Source organism: Pseudomonas sp. zbq_18 (assembly GCF_043102245.1).
Classification (GTDB): Bacteria; Pseudomonadota; Gammaproteobacteria; order Pseudomonadales; family Pseudomonadaceae; genus Aquipseudomonas.
The window spans coordinates 1-22,725 of sequence record NZ_JBICIT010000009.1 but is presented as its reverse complement, the minus strand read 5'-3'; the positions used below and the strand labels follow the sequence as shown (position 1 = coordinate 22,725).

Below are 22,725 nucleotides of genomic sequence, written 5' to 3'. Positions count from 1 at the left end.
GGACCGTCAGCGAGAAAGGGACTGCATTCGATGAGTCAGGAGGCCAGGGCGTCACGTCGGCGCTGGCGTTCGACGACCCAATGAGCGATCAATTCGCGCAGCTGCGACATTTCCACCGGCTTGGCCATGTGACCATCCATGCCGACCTGACGCGCGCGCTCCTTGTGCTCGGTGAGGATGTGCGCGGTCAGGGCCACCACCGGGGTGCGCTCGCGCTGTTCGCGTTGCTCCCACTCGCGCAGGCGCTCGGTGGCAGAAAAACCATCGAGCACCGGCATTTCGCAGTCCATCAGCACCAGATCGTATTGCTGTGCCTGCATGGCGCGCAGGGCTTCCTCGCCGTTGCTGGCGGTGTCCGGCTGCAGGTTGAGCTTGCTCAGCATGCCGCGGATCACCTTGGTCGAGATGCTGTTGTCCTCGGCGACCAGGATGCGGAAGTCCGCGGGCACCTGCAGCAGATTGCTGTCGGTTTGCGCTTGCATGGGGGCGCCCTGGCGCCGCTGGGTCAGCTCGTCGGCCAGGGTGGTCTTGAGCGTATAGCCGGCCACCGGCTTGGCCAGGATGCGCTTGATCCCGGCGTTGCGCGCGATGATCTTGCTCGGCGCGTTGCTGATCCCGGTGAGCATGATCAGCAGGATGTCGTGGTTGAGGTTGGGGTCTTCCTTGATCTTGGCGGCCAGCTGCATGCCGGTCATGCCGGGCATTTCCTGGTCGAGCAGCACGGCATCGAAGTATTCCCGGATGTTCGCCTTGGTGCGCAGCAGGGCCAGAGCCTCCTTGCCCGAGGACGCGGTGCTGACCTGCAGGCCCCAGGCGAGACACTGCTGCTGCAGCACTTTGCGGCAGGTTTCGTTGTCGTCCACCACCAGCAGGCGTGCGCCCTGCAGCGGGCCGTCGAGGTCAGCCGTGGGCTGTTCCAGACGCTGCGGGTCGAGCGGTAGGGTCAGCCACAGGGTGCTGCCGGCACCTTTACCGCTTTGCACTCCGAAGTCGCCTTCCATCAGGCGCACCAGTTGGCGGGCGATGATCAGGCCGAGGCGGCCCCCAAGCTTGCTGGCGCTGAGGAAGTCGCTGCTGTGCAGCTGGCTGTTGAGCAGCGCGTCGCGCTCTCCGGCCTCCAGCGGGCGGCCGCTGTCTTGCACGGCGATGCGCAGGCGCGGCGCCTTGCCTTCGTTCTCTAGGGCCACGACCAGCAGGATCTCGCCTTCATCGGTCTGGCGGAAGGCGTTGTCCAGCAGGCTCAGCAGCGTTTGACGCAGACGTGTGGGGTCGCCGCTGATCACTCTGGGGACTTGTGGCTGGGTGAAGCTGATCAGCTCGACCTTCTGCTGTTCGGCCTTGGCGCGGAAGATATCCAGGCAGTCGTCGATCAGGGCATTGAGGTCGAACTGCACATCGTCCAGCTCGATCTGCCCGGATTCCAGCTTGGAAATGTCGAGGATTTCATTGATCAGGGTGAGCAGTTCGTTGCCGGAGCTGTGAATGGTCTGCACGTAGTCGCGTTGCTTGGCGGAGAGGGGGGTGCCGAGCAGCAGCTCGGTCATGCCCAGCACGCCGTTCATCGGGGTGCGAATTTCATGGCTGATCTTGGCGAGGAATTCGGCTTTGGTTTTCAGTTCGGCACTGGTGGCGGCCTCGCTGGTGCGACGGGTCAGGGTTTCGCTGGCGATCTGTCGCTGCCTTTCGGACAGCGCGATGCTGAGGATCAGGCCGGCGACCATGGCCACGCTGAACAGGCTGAGCACTAGCCAGCCGGGGTTGAGCTGGTCGAAGCCGAACAGCACCGGGCCGAGTACGATGAAGCCGAGGTTGAACAGCAGCAGCCCCGCGAAGATCAGCCGCGCCGGCCGATAACCGTTGCGCCAGTGCACAAAGGCCACGATTGGCACGGTCAGCGAGGCCAGCACCACCATGCCGTAGACCAGCCAGCTGTGCCAGAACAGGCCGGTAAAGGCGATCATCGCCGCTGCGCCGGCGATCAGGGCGAATTCGGCATGCAGGATGTGGTGCAGGGGGCTGCGCTCGGCTGGGCTGCCCCGGAAGAAGAAGCGGGTGTAGCCGAGAATGCACAGCGCCGCGGCCAGGGCGGAAAGGTCGGCGATCAGCGACTGGTTGTAGCTCTGCTGGGGTAGCCATACGGCCAGCAGACCAATATTGGCGGTGGCGCAGAGGGCTAGGGCCGCATGCATGCCGGCCAGCCACAGGTTGCTGGCCGTGGGGGAGTAGACCATGCGTAGCAGGTTGAACAGGGCCAGCAGCAGCAAGCCGCCGAGCAGCGCACCGAACAGATAGGCGGGCTTCTCCTGAGCGACCAACTCGCTCTGGTCGATGACCTTGAACCACATCATCAGGGCATGGTTGGAGGTCATGCGTAGATAGACGCTACGCGGTTGCTCGTCGTTGGGCAGGGGGAACAGGTAGGCCCGTGAAGGCAGCGGGCGCGAGGTCAGGGTCAGGGCTTCGCCGGTGTTCAGGGTCTGCTCCAGTACACCCCGATTGACCAGGTAGAAGTCCAGGTATTGCACCCGAGGGGCGAATAGCCACAGCCAGTGCGGATCGCTGAATGAGCGCGTATCAGCCTTGAGCCAGATGGCCTGAGTTGAGGCCGGAAGGGTGAAGGACAGGCGATCCAGTGGCTGGAAGCGTGAACTTTGTGCCTGCACTTCGCTGAACGAGAGTTGCGCCGATTTGTCGAGCAGGATCGACCAGCTGCCATGTGCGGCGACGTTTTCGCTGTCGGCTGTTGCCGCGAGCGGCAAGCCAAGCAACAGGCAGACGATGAGTCCTGTGGCAATCCAGAGCCGGCGCACGAGTGGGAGTCCCTTCGAGGAAGAATGTCCGGATTATAGCTATGGCTTATACACAAAAGGCAGCCATGACTAATCCCTAAGTGGGAGCTTTACCTCAGCTTTACCGTGGCGCCCGTTACGAAATGGGTAACGGGCGACCGGAAAAGGACTTACTTCTGCTCGCGGGCGATGGCGCGGTAGCCGATATCCGTGCGGTAGAAGCTACCGTTCCAGCGGATCTGCTCGGCCAGGCGATAGGCCTGCTGCTGGGCACTGGATACGCTCGGGCCGATGGCGGTGGCGCACAGCACGCGGCCGCCGGCGGTGACGATCTGGCCGTCCTTGAGCGCGGTACCGGCGTGGAACACCTTGCCGTCGAGCTTGGCGGCGGCGTCCAGGCCTTCGATCACGTCACCCTTGGCATAGTCGCCCGGGTAGCCGCCCGCGGCGATCACTACGCCCACGGTCGGGCGCGGGTCCCAGGTCGCCTCGACCTTGTCCAGCGCCTTGGCCAGCGCGGCTTCGACCAGCAGCACCAGGGAGCTTTCCAGACGCAGCATCACCGGCTGGGTTTCCGGGTCGCCGAAGCGGCAGTTGAACTCGATGACTTTCGGCTTGCCGGCCTTGTCGATCATCAGCCCGGCGTAGAGGAAACCGGTGTAGACGTTGCCTTCGCTGGCCATGCCGCGCACGGTGGGGTAGATCACTTCGTCCATCACACGCTGGTGCACGTCCGGGGTGACCACCGGAGCCGGCGAGTAGGCGCCCATGCCGCCGGTGTTGGGGCCGCTGTCGCCGTCGCCGACGCGCTTGTGGTCCTGGCTGGTGGCCATCGGCAGCACGTTCTCGCCGTCGACCATGACGATGAACGACGCTTCCTCACCGTCGAGGAACTCCTCGATCACCACGCGCGCGCCGGCGTCGCCGAAGGCGTTGCCCGAGAGCATGTCGCGCACGGCGGCTTCGGCCTCGCTCAGGGTCATGGCGACGATCACACCTTTACCGGCGGCTAGGCCGTCGGCCTTGATCACGATCGGTGCGCCTTTCTCGCGCAGGTAGGCCAGGGCCGGCTCGACTTCCGTGAAGTTCTGGTAGTCGGCGGTGGGGATGTTGTGGCGCGCCAGGAAGTCCTTGGTGAAGGCCTTGGAGCCTTCCAGCTGGGCGGCGGCGGCGGTTGGGCCGAAGATATCCAGGCCGCGCGAGCGGAACAGGTCGACCACGCCCTTCACCAGCGGCGCTTCCGGGCCGACGATGGTCAGCTGCACGTTCTTCTCGGCGAAGTCGGCCAGCTGCTCGATGGCCAGCACGTCGATGGCGACGTTCTCGCACTTGGGCTCAAGGGCAGTGCCGGCGTTGCCCGGGGCAACGAAGACTTTCTCGACGCGCTTGTCCTGCGCCACTTTCCAGGCCAGGGCGTGCTCGCGGCCGCCGCTGCCGATGATCAGTACGTTCATGTCTCTCTCCTTGTGGAGGCGGGCCGGTGGCCCGTTCGGTAGGTAGCCAGAGCTACCCACCCTACAAATCTGTTGGGCTTCGCTGCGCTCAACCCAACCTACAAGTCTTCTTTTTGCCGTTAACGTTTTATCGGGCCGCGATGGAGCTGGTGGATGCTAGGCGCGGATGGCTTCGATAAGCGCAGTTGCCGACTGGCAATGAGCATTAGCGAAGTCGTCCGCAACAACGCAGACGCCTGCTTCAGCGCGGCCGCGCCACTTAGTGGCGGAAGTGGCGCATACCGGTGAATACCATGGCGATGCCGGCTTCGTCGGCAGCGGCGATGACTTCGGCATCGCGCATCGAACCACCCGGCTGGATCACCGCGGTGATGCCGACCTTGGCAGCGTTGTCGATGCCGTCGCGGAACGGGAAGAAGGCGTCCGAGGCCATCACCGCGCCGGCCACCTGCAGGCCGGCGTGTTCGGCCTTGATCGCGGCGATGCGCGCGGAGTTGACCCGCGACATCTGGCCGGCGCCGACACCGATGGTCTGGCGGCCCTTGGCATAGACGATGGCGTTGGACTTGACGAACTTGGCGACTTTCCAGGCGAACACCAGGTCGTGGATTTCCTGTTCGGTCGGCGCGCGCTGGGTGACGACCTTGAGGTCGGCCGCCGTGATCATGCCGATGTCGCGGCTCTGTACCAGCAGGCCACCGTTGACCCGCTTGAAGTCCCAGCCGGCGCTGCGTTCGGCCGGCCATTCGCCGCACTCGAGCAGGCGCACGTTGGCCTTGGCAGCCACTACGTCGCGGGCGGCCTGGGAGACTTTCGGCGCGATGATCACTTCGACGAACTGGCGGTCGACGATGGCTTTGGCGGTTTCGCCGTCCAGCTCGCGGTTGAAGGCGATGATGCCGCCGAAGGCCGATTCGGTGTCGGTGGCGTAGGCCAGGTCGTAGGCCTTGCGGATGCCGCCTTCTTCGTCGGTGGCCACGGCCACGCCGCACGGGTTGGCATGCTTGACGATGACGCAGGCCGGCTTGACGAAGCTCTTCACGCATTCCAGCGCGGCGTCGGTGTCGGCCACGTTGTTGAACGACAGTTCCTTGCCCTGCAGCTGCACGGCGGTGGACACGCTGGCTTCGCCTTTCTGTGCTTCCACATAGAACGCCGCGCTCTGGTGCGGGTTCTCGCCGTAGCGCATTTCCTGGGCCTTGATGAACTGGCTGTTGAAGGTGCGCGGGAAGGCGCCGCGATCTTCAGTCGACAGGGTCTCGCGGCTCTGGTCGATGGTGCCCAGGTAGTTGGCGATCATGCCGTCGTAGGCGGCGGTGTGCTCGAAGGCCTTGAGTGCCAGGTCGAAGCGCTGGGCGTAGCTCAGGCCGCCGGCTTTCAGCGATTCGACTATGCCGGCGTAGTCGCTGGCATTGACCACGATGGCCACGTCTTTATGGTTCTTCGCGGCAGAGCGGACCATGGTCGGGCCGCCGATGTCGATGTTCTCGATGGCGTCAGCCAGATCACAGCCCGGCTTGGCCACGGTAGCGGCGAAGGGGTAGAGGTTGACCGCGACCAGGTCGATCGGCTTGATGCCGTGCTCTTCCATTACCGCACCGTCGAGGGCGCGACGTCCGAGGATTCCGCCATGGATCTTCGGGTGCAGGGTCTTCACCCGGCCGTCCATCATTTCCGGGAAGCCGGTGTAGTCGGCCACTTCCACGGCCGCGACGCCGTTGTCCTTGAGCAGCTTGTAGGTGCCGCCGGTGGAGAGGATTTCCACGCCGAGGGCTTCGAGCTCACGGGCGAACTCAAGGATGCCGGTCTTGTCGGAGACGCTGATCAGGGCGCGGCGAACGGGGAGGCGGGTGGTCTGGTCGGTCATTGCAAAGTCCATTGGAGCTGGAAAATCAGTGAAAAAGGGCGGCTTCTGGCCGCCCTTTTCGGGGAAATTCGCTTACAGCAGATCGTATTGCTTGAGCTTCTTGCGCAGCGTACCGCGGTTCAGTCCGAGCAGTTCGGAGGCCTTGGTCTGGTTGCCCTTGACGTAGTTCATCACGGTCTCCAGCAGTGGTGCCTCTACCTCGGTCAGGACCAGGTTGTAGACGTCTGTGGCGTCGGCGCCTTCCAGGTGCGCGAAATAGTTGTGCAGCGCTCGCTCCACACTGTCGCGCAGGGTCTGGCCCTGCTCGGACGGAGTGTTGAGGTGCTGCTTCAGGTTGGCGTTGTCGCTCACGGGTACTGCCCCATCAAAAACTGATTGCTCAAAAAAAGGCTCGGTCATCCTCGTCATGCGGCCACCTCTTCTCCTTTGTTATGTCGTTCGGCGAAAAACTGCCGAACGCTGGTGTACTGCGCGTCCGTACTGTCCAGACGATTGAATTCGGCGCGGAATTCCCTGGCGCCGGGCAGGGTTGCCAGATACCAGCCGACATGCTTGCGGGCGATGCGAACGCCCATCAGGTCGCCATAGAAGGCGTGCAGTGCGGTCAGGTGTTCCAGCAGGATTCGTTCTACTTCGTAGAGGCTGGGGGCAGCCATTTCCGAGCCGGTCGCCAGATAGTGGGCGATCTCGCGGAAAATCCAGGGGCGGCCCTGGGCGGCGCGGCCGATCAGCAGGGCGTCGGCGCCCGTAGCGTCGAGGACTTGTCTGGCCTTGTGTGGCGAGTCGATGTCGCCGTTGGCGAACACCGGAATGGATACTGCCTGCTTGATGGCGGCGATGGTGTCGTACTCGGCCTCGCCGGTGTACAGGTCGGCGCGGGTGCGGCCGTGAACGGCCAGTGCGCTGATGCCGGCCTGTTCGGCGATTTTCGCCACGGTGATGCCGTTTTTGTTCTCGCGATCCCAGCCGGTGCGGATCTTCAGGGTCACCGGCACGTCAACGGCACCGACCACGGCATCCAAGATGGCGCTGACCAGCGCTTCATCTTTCATCAGCGCCGAACCGGCAGCCTTGTTACAGACCTTTTTGGCCGGGCAGCCCATGTTGATGTCGATGATCTGTGCACCTAGTTCGACATTGCGACGGGCGGCTTCGGCGAGCATTTCGGGATCGCCCCCGGCAATCTGTACCGAGCGTGGCTCGGGATCGCCTTGGTGGATCAGGCGCAGGCGCGACTTGCGGCTCTTCCACAAACGTACGTCGCTGGTAACCATCTCGGAGACCACCATCCCGGCGCCCAGGCGCCGGCACAGCTGCCGGAACGGCTGATCGGTGACGCCCGCCATGGGGGCGAGGATCAGCTGGTTGGGCAGTGTATAGGGGCCGATGTGTACCACCGACATGGGGTCATCCCTGTTCTGGCGAAGGTCGTTTGGCAAAGGCGTAGCACCGCCTGTACGTAAAACGGCGTTCGGGGGAGTGCGAAAAAGGGAGGGCATGATACCCGCTCTCGGTGACCGGATAAAGGCTGTTTTGAACAAATTATGAACAGTCGTCGGCTTATTGCCTTTGCTCGGTATGGCGTCTGCAAGTGCCGGAATTCCGGCGCTTGCAGCTTATTCGGGGGAGTGGAAGTTGAGGCTGTAGTTGACCGCTCTGGCACCGGGGTCCTTGATCTCCAGGGAGATGTGGATGGGCGTCTGCGGGGGCATTTCGGCCTGGCCGGCCAGCTCGCCGCTGAGGTATTCGCTGGGGCGGAAGCGGCTGCCGACGATCAGCTGGCCATTGATGTCGGCGAAGCGCAGTTCCAGTACCGGGAACGGCTGGGCAAAGGGCGCGCGGTTGTAGAGGATGGCGTCCACCAGCAGCGCGTCCATGTACTGCGGATGGCTGCGTACCACCAGGTTGGTGCTGCGTATCTGGCTGATGTCGACCTTGGACGGCAGGCTGCAGCCAATCTCCGGGCAGACGGCTTCGAACCAGGGACGGTACTGATCCTGGCGAGCCAGTTCCTCGAAGTGGTAGGCAATGTATTGGAAGGCCAATGCGCCGGCGCCCAGCAGGTTCAGTAGGCCCCAGCCGAACCAGCGGCCCCAGGGTTTCTTCGGCTGTTGCCAGTCGAGTTGCAGTGGATCGTCGCTGAGATCCAGCAGGCTGTCATCGCGCAGGGCGGGTTCGCTGCGTTCTGGCTTTTGGGGCGCCTGATGGCGGGGACGGTAGGCGCTGTCGTCGATCTCTTCGGGCTCGTCGTCTGGCTCGCCACGGGCATCTGGCTCATCGATGACCGGCTCGGCACGTATTTCGGCGACGTGCTCCCCGGGCTCTTCGGGGAGCGAAGGGGCAGCGCTTTGCGGGCGCGCAGGCTGGCGTGGGGGCTCTGCCTTACGCGTTGCCTCTTCCTTGAGCAGGGAAACGGCCCAGCTCTCGTCATGCTTGTCGGTGGTTTCTTCCGTGCTCTGGAATGGGGCGATGGCCGGCTGAGTCGTGCTGGACATGGCCGTGAACTCGCGCGACAGCTGCATTTCCTGTTCTTCCAGCTTGGCCAGCTCTTCGTCCAGGTCAAGGCTATCCAGATCCAGGTCATCGTGGATCCACAGGGTGTCGACGGACTTCTTCTCGGGGGCAGGCGGCGTCGTCTTGCTCTCGGGCGGTGTTGCCCTGGCCGGAGGCGCTGCTGGGCTGGGCGCCGGTGCCGTGGCCGATGCAGCGGGCTTGCTTGGCGATGGCGCTGCGGCGGCAGGTTTACCGGCGCGGGTCTGATCAACCAGCATCTGCTGGGCGGCATTGAACACGCGCATGCAAGCCCCGCAGCGCACAGCGCCATGCGCAGCACCCAGCTGTGCGCGACTGATGCGGAAGCTGGTGCGGCAGTGGGGGCATTGGGTGACAAAGCTGTCGGTCATGCGGCGGTCCGTGCGAAACAGGGCGCTAGTTTACCCAGGCAGGGGCCTGGGAATACAAGCGCTTGCTAGCGTTTTACCCCGCTGATACGCACCCAGCCGTCCTTGATCGCGGTCGGATCGAGGTCGAAAGCGCCAGCATAGGCTTCACGCACTTCTGCGGCCTGCTCGGCGAGGATGCCGGACAGCGCCAGGCGGCCTCCGGCCTTGACCAGGGCAGTGATCTGCGGCGCCAGGGAGACCAGCGGGCCGGCCAGGATATTGGCCACCACCACGTCTGCCGGTTGTTGCGGCAGGTCGGCGGGCAGGTAGACCGGGAAGCGTGCCGGGTCGATGCCGTTGCGCGAGGCATTGTCGCGCGAGGCTTCCAGAGCCTGCGGGTCGATGTCGGTGCCGCGTGCCTGCGGCGCGCCGAGCAGCAGGGCGGCGATGGCCAGGATGCCGGAGCCGCAACCGAAGTCGATCACGTCGCAGTCGGTTAGCGCCTGGCCGTCCAGCCATTCCAGGCACAGCGCAGTGGTCGGGTGGGTACCGGTGCCGAAGGCCAGGCCCGGGTCGAGCAGCAGGTTGACGGCGTCCGGCTCCGGTGCGGCGTGCCAGCTCGGCACGATCCACAGGCGCTGGCCGAAGCGCATGGGCTGGAAGTTGTCCATCCAACTGCGCTCCCAGTCCTGGTCGGCGATGTGCTCGATCTCGTGGGCCGGCAACTCGCCGCCGGTGAGCAGTTGCAGGTGCGCGACCAGGTTGGCCGGGTCGGTGTCGGCCTCGAACAGCGCCAGCAGGTGGGTGTGCGACCACAGCGGGGTGGTGCCCAGGTCTGGTTCGAAGATCGGCTGGTCCTCGGCGTCCATGAAGGTTACCGACACGGCGCCGACGCCGAGCAGGGCGTCTTCGTAAGTCTCGGCCTGTTCGGGGGTGATGGCGAGACGGACTTGTAACCAGGGCATGGCGGAACCTCGTGTGCGGTGCAGCGGGATGGCGCTATTTGGCCGCGCAGCTTACTTGAAGGCGGTGGCGGCCTGCCAGCGCAGGCGCTGAAACAACAGAGGCCGCCCGAAGGCGGCCTCTGTGCATGGCAGGACAATCAGTGTTTATCCATGCCCAGCTTCTTCTCCAGGTAGTGGATATTGATTCCACCCTTGAGGAAGCCTTTGTCGCGAGTCAGGTCGCGGTGCAATGGGATGTTGGTCTTGATCCCGTCGACCACGATCTCCTCCAGGGCATTACGCATGCGCGCCATGGCCTCGTCGCGGGTGCGACCGTAGGTGATCAGCTTGCCGATCAGCGAGTCGTAGTTCGGCGGTACCGAATAGCCGCTGTACAGGTGCGAGTCGACGCGGATGCCGTTACCGCCCGGAGCATGGAAATGCTTCACCTTGCCGGGGCAGGGCATGAAGTTGTCCGGATCTTCGGCGTTGATCCGGCACTCCAGGGCGTGACCGAGGATCTTTACGTCTTCCTGCTTGATCGACAGTTTGTTGCCAGCAGCGATGCTGAGCATCTCCTTGACGATGTCGACGCCGGTGACCATTTCGGTGACCGGGTGCTCGACCTGCACGCGGGTGTTCATCTCGATGAAGTAGAAGCGACCGTCTTCATAGAGGAACTCGAAGGTGCCGGCGCCGCGGTAGCCGATCTCGATGCAGGCATCGACGCAGCGCTTGAGCACTTCGGCGCGGGCCTTCTCGTCGATCTGCGGGGCAGGGGCTTCTTCCAAGACCTTCTGGTGACGGCGCTGCAGCGAGCAGTCGCGGTCGTACAGATGGATGGCGTTGCCCTGGCCGTCGGACAGGACCTGGACTTCCACGTGGCGCGGATTACCGAGGAACTTCTCCAGGTAGACCATCGAATTGCCGAACGCTGCGCCCGCTTCGGTGCGGGTCAGCTTGGCCGATTTGATCAGGTCTTCTTCCTTGTGCACCACGCGCATGCCGCGACCACCGCCGCCACCGGCAGCCTTGATGATCACCGGATAGCCCACCTCGCGGGCGATTTTCAGCGCTTGTTCCTCGTCTTCCGGCAGCGGGCCGTCGGAGCCGGGCACTACGGGTACGCCGGACTTGATCATGGCGTCCTTGGCGGAGACCTTGTCGCCCATCAGGCGGATCACGTCGGCGGTCGGGCCGATGAAGGCGAAGCCGGACTTTTCCACCTGTTCGGCGAAGTCGGCGTTCTCGGCGAGGAAGCCATAACCGGGGTGGATCGCGGTGGCGCCGGTCACTTCGGCGGCGCTGATGATGGCCGGGATGCTCAGGTAGGACTGCGCGCCCGGCGCCGGGCCGATGCAGACGGTCTCGTCGGCCAGGCCCAGGTGCATGAGTTCACGGTCGGCGGTGGAGTAGACCGCGACCGTCTTGATATCCAGTTCCTTGCACGCGCGCAGGATGCGCAGGGCAATTTCGCCACGGTTGGCGATCAGGACTTTCTCCAGCTTCTGCATTACGGGCTCCCCGTGATCAGACGATGGTGAACAGAGGCTGGTCGTACTCAACCGGCTGACCGTTCTCAACGAGGATCTGCTCGATCACGCCGCTGGCTTCGGCTTCGATGTGGTTCATCATCTTCATCGCTTCGACGATGCAGAGGATGTCGCCTTTCTTCACGGTCTGACCGACTTCGGCAAAGTTGGCCGAGGTCGGCGACGCGGCGCGGTAGAAGGTGCCGACCATCGGCGAGCGCACCACGTGGCCGTTCAGCTTGGCGGCGGCCGGAGCGGCTTCAGCGGCCGGGGCGGCAGCGGCAGGTGCGGCAACCGGGGCGGCGGCTACCGGCGCCGGCGCGGCGGCGTAAACCGGGGCGGCCATGGCCTTGGCGCTGTGGCGGCTGATGCGCACGGACTCTTCGCCCTCGCGGATCTCCAGTTCATCGATACCGGACTCTTCCAGCAGCTCGATCAGTTTTTTGACTTTGCGGATATCCATAGTTTTTCAACTCCCAAGGGTGAGGTCAGGGGCGTTCTAAATGTTCCAGGGCGGCTTCCAAAGCCAGGCGGTAACCGCTGGCGCCGAGGCCGCAGATCACACCTACCGCTACGTCGGAGAAGTAGGAGTGATGGCGGAAAGGTTCACGTTTGTGCACGTTGGACAGGTGCACTTCGATGAATGGGATGCTCACCGCCAGCAGCGCGTCACGTAATGCGACGCTGGTGTGGGTAAAAGCGGCGGGATTGATCAGGATAAAGTCGACACCTTCGCCTTTTGCGGCATGAATGCGGTCGATCAGTTCGTATTCGGCATTGCTCTGCAGGGACATCAGGTGGTGGCCGGCGGCGCGGGCGCACTGCTCCAGGTTCTGATTGATTTCGGCGAGGGTGGTGGCGCCGTATTTGTCGGGCTCGCGGGTGCCCAGCAGGTTGAGGTTGGGGCCGTGCAGCACCAGGAGAGTGGCCATGGGCGCTTCCTTGTTGTTCTGACCTTGGTTTGGCCGGGACTATGCCGAAAGCGCTGCGGGCTGTCCAGTTGCCAGAAATAGCCGGCAAGATGGACGAAATTTGCGGCAGAAATATGACGTGGTCAGTTCTGGCGGGTGGCGGCGCGGGTCAGGCGTTCGGCGAAGTCGGCGGCGCTGATTTCACCTACGACACGTAAATCCGCCCATTCGTCACCGTTTGCAGCAAAGAACAGAATCGCCGGCGGGCCGAACAACTGGTAGCGGTCGAGCAGGGCGCGCTGTTGCTCATTGCTGTCGGTGATGTCGAAGCGGATCAGCCGATAGCCGCCCAGCTGTGCGGTGACAGCGGGGGCAGTCAGCACTTCACGCTCGATCACCTTGCAGCTGATGCACCAGTCGGCGTACCAGTCCAGCAACAGCGGTTGGCCGGCGCTCTTTGCCTCGGCGAGGGCGGCGTCCAGTTCGGTCGGCGTGGTGATGGTCTGCCAGTCGCTGTGTGCGGTGGCGGTGCTCTGGGCGGTGACGGCGGCCTCGGCATGACCCAGCGGGCGCAGCGGATCGCTGGCGCCCTGCAGGGCGCCGATCCAGGCGATGACGGCGTAGACCAGCAGTGGCAGGCCGATCAGTTGGGCGAGCTTCTGGTGATGAGTCTTGGGCGTCAGCTCCAGTACGCCAAGCCACAGGGCGATGCCGGCGGCCCACAGGCCCCATAGCGCCAGACTGACCTGGCCGGGCACCACGCGCTCCAGCAGCCAGATGGCCACGGCCAGCAGCAGGGCGCCGAACAGGTTGCGTACGCCGATCATCCAGTTGCCGGATTTCGGCAGCAGCGCACCGCCGCCGACGGCGAACAGTACCAGCGGTGTGCCCATGCCCATGCCCAGGGCGAGTAGCTTGAGACCGCCACCGAGGGCATCGCCGCTGGCACTGATATAGAGCAGGGCGCCGGCCAGCGGCGCCGATACGCAGGGCGACACCAGCAGGCTGGAGAGCACACCCAGGGCGGCGGCGCTGAACACGGTGCCGCCTTTCAGGCGCTGGCTGAGGTTCTGCAGTGGGCCGTCGATGGCGGCCGGCAGGCGCAGTTCGAGGAAGCCCAGGCTGGCGGCGCCGAGCAGGGCGAAGAAGAGGGCGAAGGGCGCCAGTACCCAGGGCGATTGCAGGCGCGCCTGCAGGTTGAGTTCGGCGCCGAATACGCCCATCAGTGCGCCGAGAATGGCGAAGCTGATCGCCATCGGCAGCACATAGGCCAGTGACAGTACCAGGCTGCGTGCGCCGCCCGGCTGACCGCGCAGGACCACGCCGGTGAGTATCGGCAGCATCGGCAACACGCAGGGGGTGAAGGTCAGGGCCAGGCCGCCGAGGAAGAACAGGGCCAGCTCCTTCCAGGTCCAGCCGCCCGATGTGCTGGCTGGCGCGGCATCCGCGGCCGCGCTGCTGGTCGGCGCCGCGCCTTGGCCATCGACCTCGATGCGCTCGTTTTCCGGCGGGTAGCACAGGCCCTTGTCGGCGCAGCCCTGGTAGGTGACGTGAACGGTGAAGGGCAGGTCGATCGGGTTATCGATGGGCAGTTCTACGTCGGTGATGCCGTAGTACACCTCGACATCGCCGAAATATTCATCGTGCTTGGGCTCGCCGGCCGGCAGCACGGCCTCGCCCTTGGCCAGGTCACTCGGCTCGATACGGAACTGGAAACGGTGGCGGTAGAGGTAGTAGCCCTCGGCATTGACGAAACGCAGTGTGATCGAGGTGGGACTCTGCTCCACCAGGCTGAGCTTGAAGGCCTCACGCACCGGCAGGAAATCGCCGCTGTTGTTCAGCGGAGCGTCGTCGATCAGGCCGCGTGGCTTGGGATCATCGAACAGCCCGGCCAGGGCCGGCAGGGTGAACAGCAGCAGGAACAGAGGTAGCAGACGGCGCATGGGAGGCTCGCATGGCGGATCAGGCGGGCATCATACCCAAGATGCGCCGCCGACCCCAGGCGACCGGGTGGCGCAGGGTGTCAGCGGATATTGCCGGGGGCTGGGCGGTATGGGCGCGGGTGTTGGGCTTCGCTGTGCTCAGCGCCAACCTACAGACGGAAGGCCTGTACGGCGGTGTGCAGGCGCCCGCCCAGTTGCAGCAGCTGTTCGCCCTGGGCACGGCCTTCGCCGATACGGCTCAGGTTATCGTCACCCAGCAGGTGGATGCGTTCGCTGCGGTCGCGGATTTCGCTGGCCGTGCCGCCCTGCTGGGCGGTGGCTTCGGCAATGCGTTCGGCCATGCTGGCGATGGTGCGAATGGCGACCACCACTTCATCCAGAGCGCCATCGGCCTGCTCGGCCTGGCTGGCGGTGGCTTCGGCATGTTCGACCTGGGCGCGCATGGCCGCCACCGACTGCTGCGCGGCCTGCTGCAGGCGCGCGATCAGCTCCTGGATTTCGTCGGTGGCGCCGCTGGTGCGTTGCGCCAGTGAGCGCACCTCGTCGGCGACCACGGCGAAGCCACGGCCCATCTCGCCGGCGCGGGCGGCCTCGATGGCGGCGTTGAGCGCGAGCAGGTTGGTTTGCTCGGCCACGCCGCGGATGACCGTCAGCACCGAGCCGATGGTGGCGGTTTCGGCGGCCAACTGCTCGATGGACTGAGCGTTGCCCTGCACTTCGCCAACCAGCGCATGCAGGCCGGTGAGGCTCTGTTCGATAACTCGTTGGCCCTGTTCCACCGCCTGGCTGGCAGCCCGGCTGGCCTCGGCGGCCTGGCTGGCGTCGTCGGCGACCTGGCCGATGGTGGCCTCCAACTCGCCCAGGGCATCGCGAATCTGCGCCGTATCGGCCAGCTGGCGCTCGGCGCCACCGTGCAGGCCCTGGCTCAGTTCGGCCAGGGTTTGGCTCGTGCCGGCCACTTCGCCGGCGTGCTGGTGAATGGTGCCGACCAGCTCCACCAGGTAGCGGCGCAGATGATTGAGGGACTCCTCGATGTCACGCATTTCCCGGGTGCGGGTGTGGATCTTCACCTCGGCAGCGAAGTTGCCGGCAGCCCAGGTCGACAGGGATGGCGCCAGGTGGCTGAGCACCGTGCTCAGCCGGCGCTGGATCCGGTCCAGGCCGAGGGCGATCAGCAGGATCAGGCCGATCACCAGACCCTGCAGCAGGCGTACTTCGCCCTGGATGCGGCCATGTTCTGCACGCACGGCGGGCTCCAGGGCGGCCAGAGCCTGCTGCAGGTCGGCGATTCGGGCGCTGCTGTTGGCTGCCAGTTCGGCGCGCTGGCGGATCAGCGTGCGGGTGCGCTCCAGCTCGCTGGGGTAGCGCTTGATCAGGCTGGCCAGCTCGCGTTTGAGGGCGATGCCTTTGTCTTCGGCCTGCTGTCGCTCGCTGTCGTTGGCCAGGCCGAGCAGGGCGGCAAAGCTGTCACCGGTCGAGGCTTCTTCTGCCACGCCGAGCAGCGGCAGGGCGTCGATCCGTGCAGCCAGCTGAGTCAGTGTCTGTTGCTCGCGTTGGACATCCTCGGCCAGCTCCTCGCGGCCGCTGGCGACCAGCTTGCCACGGGCGTGTCCCAGGCGGGTCAGGTGCTGTGCAGCCTGGAACAGCGGTTGACGGTACTCGGCTGCCTGCGCGTTGCCGCTGTCGGCGGCGTAGCTGTCGAGTTGCTCGAGGGCCCCGCCGATTTCCCGCTCGGCTTGCAGCAGCAGGCCCTGAGGGTCGCCGGCCAGCTTGCCGGCGGCCAGTAGATCACTGGCGACGAACTGGCTCAGCTGGTTCAGGCTCGGGCGCAGCTGCTCGGCCAGTTGGCTGGGGATCTCGTCGAGCTGGCTTTCGAGCGCGCCAATGGACTCCAGGGCCTGGCGATGACGCAGGGCATCGCCTGTGCTCAGGTAGGCCTGGATGTTGCTGGCGACCTGCTGCTGGAATTGTTGCGACAGGCTCAGGTAGCGCTGCATCAGCAGGTAGGGCTGCTCCAGCGCCTTTTCCGACCACCAGAGCGTGCCTCCAAGCATCAGGCAGGCGCAGACCAGTAGCGTGGTGGACAGGTTGGTGAGTTGCTTGAGGCGCATTGCGGACACCGGAACTGCTGAAAACGGTGCCCGCAGGTTATTGCGATTTGGTTAAGTCTTTGTGACAGCGTGACGCGGTTCACGCTTGACCAAGATGAATTTCCACCCGGTTGCGTCCGCCGCGTTTGGCGACGTAGAGCGCCTCGTCGGCGTTCTTCGACAGGCCGTTGCCGTCCAGACCCTCGCGCAGTTCGGCAATGCCGCAGCTGAAGGTGCAGGACAGGTCCTGGGGTTGTGCCGGGTAGTGGATCTCGGCGAAGCGCCGGCGGATCTCGTCGAGCACCTTGGCCGCGGTGGCGGCGTCGGTGTCCGGCAGGACCACGGCGAATTCCTCGCCACCGTAGCGGCCGATATGGTCGGTCTTGCGCAGGCGCTGCTTGAGGAACAGCGCCAGGCTCTTGATGACCCGGTCGCCCATGGGGTGGCCGTAGGTGTCGTTGACCTTCTTGAAGTGGTCGATGTCGATCATCGCGAAGCTCAGCGGTTGGCCATCGCGACGGGCGCGAAAGCGTGCATCTTCCAGCAGCTGCAGGGTGTGGGTGTGGTTGAACAGTCCGGTCAGGCTGTCGCGCACCATGCGTGCCTTGAGGTTGCGCGCCCGCGCCGCGCGGTTGCGCACGGTGGCGATCAGGTGGCGCGGCTTGATCGGTTTGGTGAGGAAGTCGTCGCCGCCTTCGCTCATGGCGTCCAGTTGCTTGTCCAGGTCATCTTCGGCGGACAGGTAGATGATCGGCACGCTGACATAACGGTCGTTGTGGCGGATGACCTTGGCCAGTTCGGTGCCGCTGCAGTCCGGCATGTACATGTCGAGGATGATCAGGTCCGGCTGGAAATCGGCCAGCTCGGTCATGGCCTGGATCGGCTCGATCAGGGTGCGGGTGACGATGCCGGCACTGTTCAGCACGCGCTCGGTATGCGTGGCCTGTGCCCGCGAGTCGTCGACGATCAGCACCTTGTAGGGTTCGTACTGCACCACGTTGGTCAGCACTTCGATGCGCTCGATCAGGCCCGAGGCATCCAGGGCGCCGGTGAAGAACTCCTGACCGCCGGCGCGCACGGCGGCCAGGCGGGTCGGGGTATCGACATCCTCATGGCTGAAGAACAACAGCGGCAGTTTCTGCTCCAGGCCCTGCTGGGCCTCAGTGGCCAGCGCCATGCCCTGGCCGGGGCCGGCGAAGTCGACCTCCATCAGGATGGCTGAGGGGTGGCGCTCGGCCATGGCGGCGCGGAAGGCGCTGGCGCTGTCCAGTGCCTGTGCGCTGAGGCCAAAGAACTCGAGTTGCTGGGCCAGGCGCTGGGCGCGCTCCTGATCCTGCAGGGCCAGGTATACCGGCTTGCGCAGGGGTGGCAGGAAGGTCTGCTCGTAGTGGTCGCCATGGCGCAGGCCAGTACGCGACAGGCGCTGCATCAACTGGTTGAGTTCGGTGATCAGCGGGCTGGTCAGGCGGCCGCGATTGGCCTCCACGGCTTCCAGACAGTGACCGATGGAACGGGCCAGTTGAATGTGCAGCGCCTGTTCGAAGCGCTCGGCATAACGCAGCAGACCGACGTTGGCCTCCAGCAGTTCGGCCATCACGGTGGTGTCCCACTCGCCCTGTTGCAGACGCTGCCAGACTTCCAGCACCTGGCGCGCCTGATGGATGACGCGCTTGGCGAAGTGCTGCTTGAGGCGGTCGCGACTGGGATCTTCTGGCTCGGACATGGCAGTTATGTGGTCGATCATGGATTGGCCTGCGGGGCCGATGATGGCCTCATGCTACCACTGGTTATGTTTTGTACTACAACCTTCGTTCATTTGACGCCAGATTTCCACCATTTGGCTGTTTTGCCCTCTGTCGTACCAATCCGCCACTGCGACGTTCCTGCGCTTCACTTATAGTGCTGGGCACCTATCGGCCCTGTATGGGTCGGATGAATCAACGAGTTGATCAAGGACAAGACCATGTTGGATTGGAAGAAGAGTGCAGATGAGCTGCGTGGCAATGTCGATGACCGAGTCGACGATGCCCGCAGCTACTTCGGTGGCCGCTGGTTCGGCCGCGTGCTGGGCAGCCTGCTCGGCATCTACCTGCTGGTCGCGTTGCTGGTGGGCTGGTGGTGGAGCCAGGAGCCCGATCTGTTTCCCGTGCAGCAACGCTCTCAGGCGGCTGCCGAGCAGGCCCAGCGGCAGCTGGTCAACGGTTACACCACGGTGGAAACCCTGAAGCAGGTGGCGCAGACCCTGTTGGACAAGCCCGGTGGCTACCTGTCCAACGATGTCGCCCCGCCGGGTCTGTGGCTGGACAACATGCCCGCCTGGGAATACGGCGTGCTGGTGCAGGTACGTGACCTGTCGCGTGCCATGCGCAAGGATTTCGCCCGCTCGCAGTCGCAGTCCACCGAGGACCCGGACCTGGCCAAGGCCGAGCCGCGCTTCAACTTCGACAACAAGAGCTGGGCCCTGCCGGCCTCCGAGGCTGAATACAAGGAGGGCATCAAGTCGCTGGATCGCTACCTGGGGCGCCTGGCCGATCCGGGCCAGCCCAATGCGCAGTTCTATACCCGCGCCGACAACCTCAACAACTGGCTGGGTGATGTCGCCACGCGTCTGGGCTCGCTGTCGCAGCGCCTGTCGGCCAGTGTTGGGCGGGTGCGCCTGAACACCGACCTGCAGGGCGACCGCGCGGTGCCGGAAGGCGAAACCGTGCCGGTGCGCGAAGAGGAAGTGAAGACCCCCTGGATGCAGATCGACAATGTGTTCTACGAGGCGCGTGGTCAGGCCTGGGCGCTGTCGCACATGCTGCGTGCCATCGAGGTGGACTTCGCCGACGTGCTGGCCAAGAAGAACGCCACCATCAGCGTGCGGCAGATCATCCGTGAGCTGGAGGCGGCCCAGGAGCCGCTGTGGAGCCCGATGGTGCTCAATGGCAGCGGCTATGGCGTGCTGGCCAACCACTCGCTGGTGATGGCCAACTACATTTCCCGCGCCAATGCCGCGATCATCGACCTGCGCACCCTGCTGAGCCAGGGCTGATGGCCATCAGCGCCCGCGAGGCGGCCCACCGCGCCGCCTCCGATGCCGAGCGTATTGCCTGGGTCGATGAACAGGATGGCTTGCTCGGCAGCCTGCCCCGTGCCGAGCTGCGACAGCGCGGACTGATCGGCCGCGGCACCTTCATTCTCTTGTTCAACTCCGCTGGCGAGCTGTGCGTGCATCGACGCACCCTGAGCAAGGCCATTTATCCCGGCTACTGGGATGTGGCGGCCGGCGGCATGGTCGGTGAGGGCGAGAGCTACGCCGTCTCCGCCGCTCGCGAATTGCACGAGGAGCTGGGCGTCGCCGGGGTGGTATTGCACGAGCAGGGGCGCTTCTTCTTTGATCAGCCGGATAACCGCCTGTGGTGCGCGGTGTTTTCGGCGGTCTCCGACGCGCCGCTGGTGCTGCAGCCAGAGGAGGTGCTGGAGGCGCGTTTCATCCCGCCGCAGCAGGCGCTGGTCGATGCGCTGGAAAAGCCGTATTGCCCGGATTCGCTGCAGGCCTTGCGTTTGTATCTGGCCAATCGGACGTAGGCTCAAACCCGCGCAGGCTCTGGTTTTGTGCAGTATTTCCATGCGCCTTGTTTGCGATGCCGCACGGGGTCGCCAATCCGTCGGCCAATGGCGCAATTTTGGACTTAGCACGAAGGGTTTTTGCCCTTACACTGCGCCCCCTCTGAACCCGGGCGCCTGCCCGGTAGCGCTGCCCCTGCCTGAGTGGGGCTTCGCGGTCGGCCCATGCCGGCCAGTCGCTATCCTGACCCCTACGAGGACCTGCCGGTGGTCAAGAAAGCTTCGTCGTTATCCGCCCTCGGCGGTCTCGTCTATTCCACCGACAGCGGTCGGCACTGTCCCGAGTGCAGCCAGCCGGTGGATGCCTGCATCTGCAAGAAAACCCTCATTCCCGAAGGCGACGGCATCGCCCGTGTGCGCCGCGAAACCAAGGGCCGTGGCGGCAAGACCGTCACCACCATCAGCGGTGTGCCCCTGGCCGAAGCCGAGCTGAAAGAGCTGGCCAGTGCGCTGAAGAAGCGCTGTGGCTGCGGCGGTGGATTGAAGGACGGCGTCATCGAGATTCAGGGCGACATGGTCGAACTGCTCCTCGAAGAACTCGGCAAACGCGGCTTCAAGACCAAGAAATCCGGCGGCTGAGCCGGGCTTTTCTAAACTTCTCGCAAGCGGGTGCAGTCCATGCACCTGTAATCGTCATATCCATGGCTTACATCTGCGGCCCCATGGGCGGCAGCCTTTACCTCGCTACAGGGAGACCTCGATGGCCGCAAGACGCACACGCAAAGACGACGGCAGCCAATGGACAGTTGCGGACAGCCGCAGCGTATACGGCATTCGCCACTGGGGCGCCGGCTTCTTCTCGATCAATGACGAGGGTCGTGTCGAGGTGCGTCCCAACGGCCCGGACAGCGCGCCGATCGACCTCTACGGCCAGCTCGACGGCCTGCGCGAGAGCGGCCTGTCGCTGCCGCTGCTGGTGCGTTTCCCGGACATCCTGCAATACCGCGTGCGCCAGCTGACCAGCGCCTTCGATGCCAGCATCGCGCGTCTGGAGTACGGCAATCGCTACACCGCGCTGTACCCGATCAAGGTCAACCAGCAGGAAGCGGTGGTGGAAAACATCATCGCCACCCAGGACGTCTCCATCGGCCTGGAAGCCGGCTCCAAGCCGGAGCTGATGGCGGTGCTGGCGCTGGCGCCGAAGGGCGGCACCATCGTCTGCAACGGCTACAAGGATCGTGAGTTCATCCGCCTGGCGCTGATGGGGCAGAAGCTCGGTCACAACGTGTTCATCGTGATCGAGAAGGAATCCGAAGTGCAGTTCGTCATCGACGTGGCGGCCGAACTCAAGGTCGCTCCGCAGATCGGTCTGCGCGTGCGCCTGTCGTCGCTGGCGTCCTCCAAGTGGGCCGACACCGGCGGCGAGAAGTCCAAGTTCGGCCTCTCCGCCGCGCAGATCCTCGCCGTGGTCGAGCGCTTCAAGAAGGCTGGCCTGGACCAGGGCATCCGTCTGCTGCACTTCCACATGGGCTCGCAGATCGCCAACATCGCCGACTACCGCAAGGGCTTCCGCGAGGCCATCCGCTACTACGGCGAGCTGCGTGCGCTGGGCCTGCCGGTCGACCATATCGACGTCGGCGGCGGCCTGGGCGTGGACTACGACGGCACCCACTCGCGCAGCGCCAGTTCGATCAACTACGACATGTCGGACTACGCCGACGCGGTGGTCGATATGCTCAAGGAGTTCTGCGATCGCCAGGACATTCCGCACCCGCACATCTTCTCCGAGAGCGGCCGGGCGATGACCGCGCACCATGCGGTGCTGGTGGTGCAGGTGACCGATGTGGAGAAGCACAACGATGAGGTGCCGCAGATCGATCCGGCCGTCGAGCAGCCTGAAGTGCTGCAGGCGTTGATCGAACTGCTCGGTGACACCGACCCGGAAATGGTCGCCGAGAGTTACTGGCGCGCGACGCACTACATCGAGGAAGTGGCGGCGCAGTATTCGGCGGGCAAGCTGTCGCTGGCCGAGAAGGCGCTGGCCGAGCAGTGCTACTTCGCCATCTGCCGCCGCCTGCACAACCAGCTCAAGGCGCGTCAGCGTTCGCACCGCGCGCTGCTCGACGAACTCAACGACAAGATGGCGGACAAGTACATCTGCAACTTCTCGGTGTTCCAGAGCCTGCCGGACACCTGGGCCATCGGCCAGATCCTGCCGATCCTGCCGCTGACCCGTCTGCAAGAGGAGCCACTGCGTCGCGCCGTGCTGCAGGACCTGACCTGTGACTCCGATGGCAAGATCCGCCAGTACGTCGACGAGCAGTCGATCGAGACCAGCCTGCCGGTGCATGAAGTGCGCGAGGGCGAGGACTATGTGCTGGGCGTCTTCCTGGTGGGCGCCTACCAGGAAATCCTCGGCGACATGCACAACCTGTTCGGCGACACCGACTCGGTGAACATCCACCAGCGTCCGGATGGCACCGCCTACCACACCGGTATCGAGACCCACGACACCATCGAGGACATGCTGCGCTACGTGCACCTGTCGCCCGAGGAGCTGATGACCTACTACCGTGACAAGGTGGCCGGCGCCAAGCTCAGTGCCGCCGAGCGTACCCAGTACCTCGATGCGCTGCGCCTGGGGCTGACGCGCTCGTCCTACCTGTCGAGCTGATCGGCCTGCCTAACGAGAAAGCCCGGCAATTGCCGTAATGCTGTTCACTTAAGCATTTCGTCCAAAGCCGGGCTCCCCGAAAATCCGATG

Annotated in this window: 16 protein-coding genes and 1 pseudogene; 4 read left to right on the top strand and 13 right to left on the bottom strand. The window is 64.7% G+C overall.

Going from position 1 to position 22,725, the window contains the following annotated elements; genetic code table 11:
• Positions 1-35: 35 nt before the first annotated feature.
• The 13 genes and pseudogenes from ACF8C6_RS07525 to ACF8C6_RS07465 form a co-directional block, all read right to left on the bottom strand.
• Positions 36-2,810, bottom strand: a complete 2,775-nt coding sequence (locus ACF8C6_RS07525) for a response regulator (RefSeq protein WP_392498714.1) — start codon at positions 2,808-2,810, stop codon at positions 36-38.
• Positions 2,811-2,959: 149 nt separating this feature from the next.
• The gene (gene purD, locus ACF8C6_RS07520) at positions 2,960-4,243 is read right to left on the bottom strand and encodes a phosphoribosylamine--glycine ligase (RefSeq protein ID WP_392498713.1); all 1,284 of its coding nucleotides are present in this window, start codon (positions 4,241-4,243) and stop codon (positions 2,960-2,962) included.
• Positions 4,244-4,502: 259 nt separating this feature from the next.
• Positions 4,503-6,110 (bottom strand): bifunctional phosphoribosylaminoimidazolecarboxamide formyltransferase/IMP cyclohydrolase, encoded by a 1,608-nt coding sequence (purH, locus tag ACF8C6_RS07515; protein ID WP_392498712.1) that lies wholly within the window; start codon positions 6,108-6,110, stop codon positions 4,503-4,505.
• 72 nt (positions 6,111-6,182) lie between these two features.
• Complete coding sequence (fis, locus tag ACF8C6_RS07510; RefSeq protein WP_392498711.1) at positions 6,183-6,518, bottom strand: DNA-binding transcriptional regulator Fis; 336 nt, start codon at positions 6,516-6,518, stop codon at positions 6,183-6,185.
• Complete coding sequence (gene dusB, locus ACF8C6_RS07505) at positions 6,515-7,513, bottom strand: tRNA dihydrouridine synthase DusB (protein ID WP_392498710.1); 999 nt, start codon at positions 7,511-7,513, stop codon at positions 6,515-6,517. The genes fis and dusB overlap by 4 nt, the downstream gene beginning before the upstream one ends.
• Positions 7,514-7,726: 213 nt before the next feature.
• A complete protein-coding gene (locus tag ACF8C6_RS07500) occupies positions 7,727-9,013 on the bottom strand; it encodes a DUF3426 domain-containing protein (protein ID WP_392498709.1) in 1,287 nt (428 codons plus the stop codon).
• A gap of 65 nt (positions 9,014-9,078) precedes the next feature.
• Positions 9,079-9,957, bottom strand: coding sequence for a 50S ribosomal protein L11 methyltransferase (gene prmA / locus ACF8C6_RS07495; protein WP_392498708.1), 879 nt, complete (start codon positions 9,955-9,957; stop codon positions 9,079-9,081).
• 137 nt (positions 9,958-10,094) lie between these two features.
• Complete coding sequence (gene accC, locus ACF8C6_RS07490; RefSeq protein WP_392498707.1) at positions 10,095-11,450, bottom strand: acetyl-CoA carboxylase biotin carboxylase subunit; 1,356 nt, start codon at positions 11,448-11,450, stop codon at positions 10,095-10,097.
• Positions 11,451-11,466: 16 nt separating this feature from the next.
• The gene (gene accB / locus ACF8C6_RS07485; protein ID WP_392498705.1) at positions 11,467-11,931 is read right to left on the bottom strand and encodes an acetyl-CoA carboxylase biotin carboxyl carrier protein; all 465 of its coding nucleotides are present in this window, start codon (positions 11,929-11,931) and stop codon (positions 11,467-11,469) included.
• Between the two features lie 25 nt (positions 11,932-11,956).
• Positions 11,957-12,400: a type II 3-dehydroquinate dehydratase gene (gene aroQ / locus ACF8C6_RS07480; RefSeq protein WP_392498704.1), complete on the bottom strand. Its 444-nt coding sequence runs from the start codon at positions 12,398-12,400 to the stop codon at positions 11,957-11,959.
• Between the two features lie 122 nt (positions 12,401-12,522).
• Positions 12,523-14,322, bottom strand: coding sequence for a protein-disulfide reductase DsbD (locus ACF8C6_RS07475; protein ID WP_392498703.1), 1,800 nt, complete (start codon positions 14,320-14,322; stop codon positions 12,523-12,525).
• 149 nt (positions 14,323-14,471) lie between these two features.
• A pseudogene (locus ACF8C6_RS07470) lies at positions 14,472-14,981 on the bottom strand (methyl-accepting chemotaxis protein); the annotation flags it as partial.
• 1,531 nt (positions 14,982-16,512) lie between these two features.
• On the bottom strand, positions 16,513-18,135 hold the full coding sequence (locus ACF8C6_RS07465) for a diguanylate cyclase (RefSeq protein WP_392498903.1): 1,623 nt from the start codon (positions 18,133-18,135) through the stop codon (positions 16,513-16,515).
• 240 nt (positions 18,136-18,375) lie between these two features.
• On the opposite strand from ACF8C6_RS07465, the gene ACF8C6_RS07460 reads away from it, so the two are divergent.
• The 4 genes from ACF8C6_RS07460 to speA all read left to right on the top strand — a co-directional run bounded on the left by ACF8C6_RS07460 (position 18,376) and on the right by speA (position 22,635).
• Complete coding sequence (locus ACF8C6_RS07460) at positions 18,376-19,446, top strand: DUF2333 family protein (protein WP_277688494.1); 1,071 nt, start codon at positions 18,376-18,378, stop codon at positions 19,444-19,446.
• Positions 19,446-19,982: an NUDIX hydrolase gene (locus tag ACF8C6_RS07455; protein ID WP_277688495.1), complete on the top strand. Its 537-nt coding sequence runs from the start codon at positions 19,446-19,448 to the stop codon at positions 19,980-19,982. The genes ACF8C6_RS07460 and ACF8C6_RS07455 overlap by 1 nt, the downstream gene beginning before the upstream one ends.
• A 246-nt stretch (positions 19,983-20,228) precedes the next feature.
• Positions 20,229-20,600 carry a translation initiation factor Sui1 gene (locus ACF8C6_RS07450; protein ID WP_392498902.1) on the top strand — a complete coding sequence of 124 codons (372 nt, stop codon included), beginning with the start codon at positions 20,229-20,231 and terminating at the stop codon, positions 20,598-20,600.
• Positions 20,601-20,721: 121 nt separating this feature from the next.
• Positions 20,722-22,635 (top strand): arginine decarboxylase, encoded by a 1,914-nt coding sequence (speA, locus tag ACF8C6_RS07445; protein ID WP_392498701.1) that lies wholly within the window; start codon positions 20,722-20,724, stop codon positions 22,633-22,635.
• Positions 22,636-22,725 lie beyond the last annotated feature (90 nt).